Here is a 6,948-nt window from a genome sequence, read left to right as displayed (position 1 = left end):
CGACGAGTTCACCTGCATGAGCTGCTTCCTGGTCCACCACCGCAGCCAGCTGGCAGACGAGAAGAAGATGATCTGCCGCGACTGCGTGTGACGCGCCCGCACGCAAGAGGCCCGCGACCGGTGGTCGCGGGCCTTTCGCATTGCTGAGGGATGGCGCGGGTGGTCCTGGTGGCGCGGGTGGCGCCGTCCTGCCCGGAGGGCCGGGTCAGCCCTTCTGGTCGTCCTTGCGCAGGTCGGGCGGCAGGTGGCCGGTCGAGCGCGCGTAGTACGACGCGGCCCGGCGCTGGGCCAGCATGCGCGCCAGCCCGACGGCGACACCGCTGGCCACGGCCCACGCAATCGCCTCGCGCAGCTCGACGTCGGGGTCGGCCGGGTTCTCCGGCGGCTTCTTGCCGGTCGCCACGCGCCAGGTCTTGTCGAGGCCCTGCTTCGCCAGCGCCGCGGCGCCGAGGGCCGAGACGAGGGAGAAGACCGACCACATCTTGGAGGAGTCAGATGCCATGGCGGGACAGTACCCAGGCCTCAGGCCGCCATGTCGTGCGCGGCGGCGATCGCGGCGGCGAGCCGGTCGGGCCGCCGCGTCGAGACCAGCCAGTACGGCGCGGGGTCGGCCGGGTCGGTGATCTCCACCCGCACCGCCCGCTTGAGGTAGGGCCGCAGCAGCAGGTAGGCGCGGGCGTCGGCACCCGGCCCGGCGACGTGCTTGGTCTCGGCCGGGTCGAGGGCCCGGGCCTCGCCGAGGTGCTCGACGCCGATCCGCGCGCGACCGGCGCGCAGCTCGCCGCCGGCCACGACCACCGGCGCGGCGCCGTACGACACGAGCAGCGCGACGGCCAGGGCCAGCAGCACCGCGGAGGCGCTCCAGGCGACGACACCGGGGACGGCCACGACCAGCGCGAGCCACAGCGACGCGACGAACATCGTCGTCTGCACCCACCAGCGCAGCGGCACCCCGAGGCGCTCGTGGTGCTCGGCCGCGGGCTCGGCAGCAGGGTCGGTGCGCGGGGCGCGGGCAGGGTCGGGCACGCCCCGATCCTCCCATCCCGGCCCCGCGTCGGATGCTCTAGGGTCCGCCCGTGACCGAGCCCGCGACCCAGCCCGAGCCCCAGCCGGAGCCCCGTCCCGAGCAGCCGTTGGAGATCCAGGTCGTCCGGCTGGACCCTGACCTCCCGCTGCCCGCCTACGCCCACCCCGGCGACGCCGGCGCGGACCTGCTGACGACCGTCGACGTCACGCTGGCGCCGGGGGAGCGGGCGCTGGTGCCGACCGGGATCGCGATCGCGCTGCCGAGCGGCCACGTCGCGCTCGTCCACCCCCGCTCCGGGCTCGCGGCCCGCCACGGCGTCTCGATCGTCAACAGCCCCGGCACGGTCGACGCGGGCTACCGCGGCGAGGTCAAGGTGCTGCTGGTCAACCTCGACCCGGCCGAGCCGGTCGAGCTGCGCCGGGGCGACCGGATCGCGCAGCTGGTGGTGCAGCGGGTGGAGACCGCGGCCTTCGTGGAGGTCGACGTCCTGCCTTCCTCGCAGCGGGGAACCGGAGGTTACGGTTCTACCGGGGGGTTCGGTCGTCCGTGACCCGCCCCTGACCAGCCAGTCGAGGGAGACATCCGTGAAGTTCCGCCGCAAGTCCGTCGAGCCCACGCGCGAGGGCGGATCGACCGACGAGACCGGCAACGCCGAGGGGACCGCACCGGTCGGTCCCTACGACGTCTCCGAGCTGCCTCCCGGTGACGGCGAGCGGGTCGACCTGGGTTCCCTGCTCATCGGCGCGGTGCCCGGCCGGGAGCTGCGCCTCCAGGTCGACGAGCGCTCCGGCGAGGTGCAGGCCGTGCTGCTCACCGGCGAGGACGGCGCCCTGGAGCTGCGGGCGTTCGCCGCGCCCCGCAACGGCGACCTGTGGAGCGAGCTGCGCCCGCGGATCGTCGCCGAGATGACCCAGCGCGGCGGCACCGCCACCGAGCGCGAGGGCCGCTTCGGCACCGAGCTGGCCTGCGAGCTGCCGGTCACCCGCACCGACGGCCAGGCCGCCACCCAGCCCTCGCGGATCATCGGCATCCAGGGCGACCGGTGGCTGCTGCGCGCGACGCTGCTCGGCCGCCCGGCCATGGACCCCGAGTCCGCTCGTGAGTGGGAGGACGTCATCACCACGATCGCCGTGCGACGCGGCGCGGGCGCCGTGCCCCCGGGCGAGCCGCTGCCGGTGACCATGCCGGAGAGCGCCAGGCGGCTGGGATGAGCCGCCTGCGCCGCAGCCTGAGCCGCTGGGCCGACTCCGGCGACCAGCACGCGCGCGACCTGCGCAAGACGTACGCCGCCCCCGACTGCTCCACGGTCGCCACCGCCCCGGACCGCGACCGGGTCCACCTGCGCGGCACCCTGCGCACCGTGACGCTCCGGCCCCGCGGGGGAGTGCCGGCCCTCGAGGCCGAGCTGTTCGACGGGTCGGGCGTGATCACCATCGTGTGGCTCGGCCGCCGCCGGATCGCCGGCATCGTCCCCGGCCGCTCCATCGACGTGCAGGGCCGCATCGGCACCCACGACGGCGTCCGCGTGATCTTCAACCCCCGCTACGAGCTGCTCCCGTGACCACCGAGCAGGAGCAGCCGGCCACCGTCGAGACCGTCGAGTCGGTCGTCCGCGCCCAGCTGGCCAAGGCCCTCGGCGGCCGCCGCGGCATGGTCGAGGCCGCGGTGCCGACGATCCTGTTCACCGCGCTGTGGCTGACCACCCGCGAGCTGGTGGTCGCGCTGGCCGTCAGCGTCGCGGCCGCGGTCGTCATGCTCGTCGTGCGGCTCGTGCAGCGCTCGACGGTCCAGTTCGCGCTCAACGCGCTCTTCGGCATCGGCATCGGCTGGCTCTTCGTCCGCATCGCCGCCAGCCGCGGCGGCAGCGAGGACGACCAGGCGCTGGCGTACTTCCTGCCCGGCATCCTCTACAACGGCGGCTACACGGTCGTGCTGGCGCTGACCTGCCTGGTCGGCTGGCCGCTGGTCGGCTTCATGGTCGGCAGCGTCACCGGCGACCCGACCGCCTGGCACGACGACCGCCAGGTCGTCCGTCTCTGCACCACGCTGACCTGGCTGCTGGTCCTCCCGTGCTTCCTGCGGGTGGCCGTCCAGGCGCCCCTGTGGCTGGCCGGCCACAGCGGAGCGATGGACATCGACACCGTCGTCGCCACGCTCGGCGTCCTCAAGATCGCCCTCGGCTGGCCGCTCCAGCTCGCCGCCCTCGCCGGCATGGCCTGGGTCCTCGGCCGCGACCGCACCCCGGTCACGCCCTCCGCCGCCTGACCTCGGCCGCCTCGGCTGGGGGAGGGGGCGGGGTAGACAGATCCACCGGTCAACCGGTGAATCTGTCTACCGGACCGACGAATCTCGCGCTTGACCGAGGAACCTTCATCGGTCAAGCGCGAGTTCCTTCGGTCATGTGCGGGCCCCAGCGCCGACGCCGGCCGACCGACCGGCCGCCCGTCAGCGCGCCAGCCGGGCGAACGCGTCCAGGTAGCGGGCGACGACGGCCGCGTCGGCGACCTCGAGGGCCAGGCCGGTGCTGGTGGCGCCGCGGTCGGTCCACGGCGGGCCGCCGACCCAGGCGCGGGTGGTGGCGCCGGAGACGACGAGCGTGGTCTGGGCGACCTTGGCGACCGTGACGGGGACGCCGGCGCCGGTCAGCCGGGCCCGGACCCCGCTCAGCACGCCGGGCCCGACGACGACGGCCACGTCGCAGCCGTCGCGGCGCAGGGAGGCGAGGCGGTCGGCGACCAGACGGCCGCGCGCGCCCGCCCATGAGCCGACGACGGCCCGCACCCGGGTGGGCTGGCCGTCGGCGGAGCAGGTGATGGGCGCCAGGGCGGCGAGCACCGGGTCGGTCGAGCCGGAGGAGACGGGGTAGGACATCGCCGCGAGGGCGCGGGTCGGGCCGGCGGGAGCGCCCGGGAGCCCGGGCAGCTCGGGGACCTCCGGCAGCTCCGGCACCACGGGCGCGGCGGCGGCGACGAGCTGGTCGACGAGCGCGCCGTAGGCGTCGTACGTCGCAGGGTCGGTCGACAGGAAGCCGGTGGTCCAGGCGGTGGTGCTGGCGGGCACCGCGGCCGCGCTGGCGACGACGGTCAGGTCGGTGGTGCGGCTGACCCGGTCGATCAGCAGCGCCTCGACCTCGTGCCGGCCGCCGTCGAGGCAGTCGGTGCCGCAGGCGAGGGCGTACGACGCGGCGCCGGTGTCGGTGCCGAGAGCGGCCTGGAGGCGGGTGAGCGCCGGGCTGGTCGCGCCGGCGACGACCCGGACCGCGACCCCCTCGGCCGCCGCGGCGACCAGGGCCTGCTCGAGGGCCAGGTCGGCGAGGCGGGCGGTGGCCAGGCGGACGGTGTCGCCGGGCTCGGCGTTGCGCACGGCGCGGACCTGCCGGTCGCGGACGGCGGTGCGGTCGGCCGGGTCGGCGGTCGGGTCGTTGAAGACCGGCCCGTCGGCGAGCAGCTGCTGGGGCTGGTAGGTGACGACGACGGCGTCGTGGTCGGAGTTGAAGCCGCGCACGACCCGGCTGTCGGCGGGCACCAGGCCGCCGGCGTCGCGGACGCTCATCGTGTAGTCGAGCAGGGACTTCGTGCCGCGGGAGCCGACCAGCGGCATGTCGAAGCGGACCAGCCCGCCCAGCGCGCTGGTGGGCAGGCCGGCGTTGCGGCGGTTGCGGTCGGCGAGGTAGTTGACGTTGAGGTCGCCGCTGGCGAAGACGTGCTCGGTGGTGCCGAAGAGCCGCTCGATCTCGCCGCGCATCAGCGCGAGGTGCTTGCGCAGGCGGGGGATGCGGCGCATGTCGCTGAGCCGGGCGTCCTTGGACGCGCGGGCGATGGTGTGGGCGTTGACCAGGGCGTAGACCTCGCCGGTGGCGATCTCGCGCAGCCGCACGGAGTTGATGTGTCGGGCGGGGGTGACGCCCTTCTCGGCCGGGTGGACCTTGATCGTGCGGCCCTCGATCAGGCGGAAGCGCGAGCGGTCCCAGATGATCGGGATGGTGCCGCCGCCGGTGGTGGGCATGTACCAGCCCCAGTCCTCGGCGGTGAGCAGCGAGATGAGGTTCTTGCGGTCGACGGCGTCGGAGAACTCCTGCAGGCCACCGGCGTCGCCGAGGGGCAGCACGCGGCGCACGTCGGCCATCGCCTTCGCCGGGCCGAGGCAGTAGCAGACGTTGAGCGTGAAGGCGCGGAACGGCTCGGCGACGGTCGGCTCCGGGACGGGCACGGGAGCCGGCACAGGAGCAGGCGTGGGGGCCGGCGCGGGCTCGGGCTCGGCGCCGGCCGGCACGGTCGCGGTGGCGCCGAGGACCGCCGCGGCGACACCGGCCACCAGCGAGCGGGCGAGGATCGACGTGCGTCGCGGTCCGTCGTGGGTGCGTGGGAAAGCCATGACCTGCCTCTTCTCGCGCGGACAGGAGCGCCGCGACCCACGCATCACACCAGTCACACCAGTCACAGACAAGCCGTCGCCGACAACTACAACGCTGTAGTTATCGACCGGGCTGTCGACCGGGCCCGCGGACGCCGCTCAGCCGCCGTGCGCGGACGGTGCGAGCAGCCGCTCGAGGGCGTCCTCGCCCTCGGCCGGGACGACGAAGAGCAGCTCGTCGCCGGACTCCACCGGCTGCTCGGCGCTCGGCACGTAGACCTGCCCGTCGCGCAGGATCGTCACCAGCGCGCAGTTGTCCGGCAGCGGGATCAGCCCGCTGGGCTTGCCGACGTACGGCGAGTCGGCCGGCAGCGTCATCTCGACGAGGTTGGCGTTGCCCTGACGGAACGTGAACAGCCGCACCAGGTCGCCGACGGTGACCGCCTCCTCGACCAGCGCGGACATGATCCGCGGGGTCGAGACGTTGACGTCGACGCCCCAGGCCTCGGTGAAGAGCCACTCGTTGTTGGGGTGGTTGACCCGGGCGACCGTGCGCGGCACGCCGAACTCGGTCTTGGCCAGCAGTGAGGTGACCAGGTTGACCTTGTCGTCGCCGGTGGCGGCGATGACCACGTCGCAGCGGTCCATCCGCGCCTCCTCGAGCGAGGAGAGCTCGCAGGAGTCGGCCAGCAGCCACTCGGCGTCCGGCACCCGCTCGGGGCGGATCGAGTCGGGGTTCTTGTCGATGAGGAGGACCTCGTGGCCGTTCTGGATGAGCTCGCGGGCGATCGAGCGGCCCACGGCCCCGGCACCGGCGATGGCGACGCGCACGTCAGTCCACCTCCGGTCCACGCTTGATGACGGTCATGGCGCGCTCGGCGTTCTCCTCGCGGACGACCAGGTGGATCAGGTCGCCCTCCTGGATGACGGTCTCGCGCTTGGGCAGCATGCCCTCACCGAGCCGGTCGATCCACGCGATCCGGCTGCCGGTCTGCTCCTGGAAGTGGATGGTCCGCTGGCCCACCCACACCTCGGGCACGGGCACGTGGTCCACGCGGATGGTGCCCGAGGGGTCGCGGAAGTCCGGCTCGGCGCCGGCCGGCAGCAGCCGGCGCAGCACCTGGTCGGCGGTCCACTTCACCGTCGCGACGGTGGTGATGCCGAGGCGCTGGTAGACCTCGGCGCGGCCGGGGTCGTAGATGCGCGCCACGACCTGCTGGATGCCGAAGGTCTCGCGCGCGACACGCGCGGCGATGATGTTGGAGTTGTCGCCGGAGGAGACGGCGGCGAAGGCGTCTGCGCGCCGGATGCCGGCCTTCTCCAGGACCTCCTGGTCGAAGCCCACCCCGGCGATCTTGTCGCCGTTGAAGCCCGGCCCGAGCCGCCGGAACGCGTCCGGCTCGCTGTCGATGACCGACACCGTGTGGTTGCGGTCCTCGAGGCTGCGGGCGAGGGTCGAGCCGACTCGGCCGCAGCCCATGATCACGACGTGCACGGGGGAACCGTACCCGCGCCCGGCCCCGGTCCGTCCGCGAAGCCACCGCTGGGGTCGCGGACGAGTACCGTTC

The 6,948-nt window shown here is 74.3% G+C and carries 10 protein-coding genes; 5 read left to right on the top strand and 5 right to left on the bottom strand.

Going from position 1 to position 6,948, the window contains the following annotated elements; translation table 11 throughout:
• A partial coding sequence (locus QWY29_RS17080; protein WP_300962298.1) for a DUF4193 family protein occupies nt 1-91 on the top strand: 91 nt, incomplete at its 5' end.
• Nucleotides 92-205: 114 nt separating this feature from the next.
• On the opposite strand, the gene QWY29_RS17075 is transcribed toward QWY29_RS17080, so the two are convergent.
• Both QWY29_RS17075 and QWY29_RS17070 read right to left on the bottom strand, forming a co-directional pair.
• Nucleotides 206-502: a DUF4235 domain-containing protein gene (locus QWY29_RS17075; protein WP_300962292.1), complete on the bottom strand. Its 297-nt coding sequence runs from the start codon at nt 500-502 to the stop codon at nt 206-208.
• 20 nt (nt 503-522) lie between these two features.
• Nucleotides 523-1,026, bottom strand: coding sequence for a DUF3093 domain-containing protein (locus tag QWY29_RS17070; protein WP_300962291.1), 504 nt, complete (start codon nt 1,024-1,026; stop codon nt 523-525).
• Between the two features lie 107 nt (nt 1,027-1,133).
• Here QWY29_RS17070 and dut point away from each other — a divergent pair, with 107 nt between their 5' ends.
• From dut to QWY29_RS17050, 4 genes are read left to right on the top strand one after another with little or no spacing between them, the layout of a single operon-like run.
• Nucleotides 1,134-1,577 carry a dUTP diphosphatase gene (dut, locus tag QWY29_RS17065; protein WP_439117449.1) on the top strand — a complete coding sequence of 148 codons (444 nt, stop codon included), beginning with the start codon at nt 1,134-1,136 and terminating at the stop codon, nt 1,575-1,577.
• A gap of 34 nt (nt 1,578-1,611) precedes the next feature.
• Nucleotides 1,612-2,238 carry a DUF3710 domain-containing protein gene (locus QWY29_RS17060; RefSeq protein WP_300962289.1) on the top strand — a complete coding sequence of 209 codons (627 nt, stop codon included), beginning with the start codon at nt 1,612-1,614 and terminating at the stop codon, nt 2,236-2,238.
• Nucleotides 2,235-2,588 (top strand): OB-fold nucleic acid binding domain-containing protein, encoded by a 354-nt coding sequence (locus QWY29_RS17055; RefSeq protein ID WP_300962288.1) that lies wholly within the window; start codon nt 2,235-2,237, stop codon nt 2,586-2,588. The genes QWY29_RS17060 and QWY29_RS17055 overlap by 4 nt, the downstream gene beginning before the upstream one ends.
• On the top strand, nt 2,585-3,292 hold the full coding sequence (locus QWY29_RS17050) for a DUF3159 domain-containing protein (RefSeq protein WP_300962287.1): 708 nt from the start codon (nt 2,585-2,587) through the stop codon (nt 3,290-3,292). Before QWY29_RS17055 ends, QWY29_RS17050 begins: the two co-directional genes overlap by 4 nt.
• 180 nt (nt 3,293-3,472) lie before the next feature.
• On the opposite strand, the gene QWY29_RS17045 is transcribed toward QWY29_RS17050, so the two are convergent.
• From QWY29_RS17045 to QWY29_RS17035, 3 genes are all read right to left on the bottom strand, one after another.
• Nucleotides 3,473-5,401: a phospholipase D-like domain-containing protein gene (locus QWY29_RS17045; RefSeq protein ID WP_300962286.1), complete on the bottom strand. Its 1,929-nt coding sequence runs from the start codon at nt 5,399-5,401 to the stop codon at nt 3,473-3,475.
• A 138-nt stretch (nt 5,402-5,539) separates the two neighbouring features.
• Nucleotides 5,540-6,211, bottom strand: a complete 672-nt coding sequence (locus QWY29_RS17040; RefSeq protein ID WP_300962285.1) for a potassium channel family protein — start codon at nt 6,209-6,211, stop codon at nt 5,540-5,542.
• 1 nt (nt 6,212) lies between these two features.
• Nucleotides 6,213-6,860: a potassium channel family protein gene (locus QWY29_RS17035; RefSeq protein WP_439117448.1), complete on the bottom strand. Its 648-nt coding sequence runs from the start codon at nt 6,858-6,860 to the stop codon at nt 6,213-6,215.
• Nucleotides 6,861-6,948 lie beyond the last annotated feature (88 nt).

The organism is Nocardioides abyssi, from assembly GCF_030412915.1.
GTDB classification, from domain to species: Bacteria; Actinomycetota; Actinomycetes; order Propionibacteriales; family Nocardioidaceae; genus Nocardioides; species Nocardioides abyssi.
Note: the sequence above shows the minus strand (reverse complement) of the source record. Positions and strands in the feature narration are given on the sequence as shown.

Excerpts from the sequence above, each read along its gene's own strand:
- QWY29_RS17055 (WP_300962288.1), top strand. The coding sequence starts at position 2,235 with ATGAGCCGCCTGCGCCGCAGCCTGAGCCGCTGGGCCGACTCCGGCGAC.
- QWY29_RS17075 (WP_300962292.1), bottom strand. The coding sequence starts at position 502 with ATGGCATCTGACTCCTCCAAGATGTGGTCGGTCTTCTCCCTCGTCTCG.
- QWY29_RS17045 (WP_300962286.1), bottom strand. The coding sequence starts at position 5,401 with ATGGCTTTCCCACGCACCCACGACGGACCGCGACGCACGTCGATCCTC.
- QWY29_RS17035 (WP_439117448.1), bottom strand. The coding sequence starts at position 6,860 with ATGGGCTGCGGCCGAGTCGGCTCGACCCTCGCCCGCAGCCTCGAGGAC.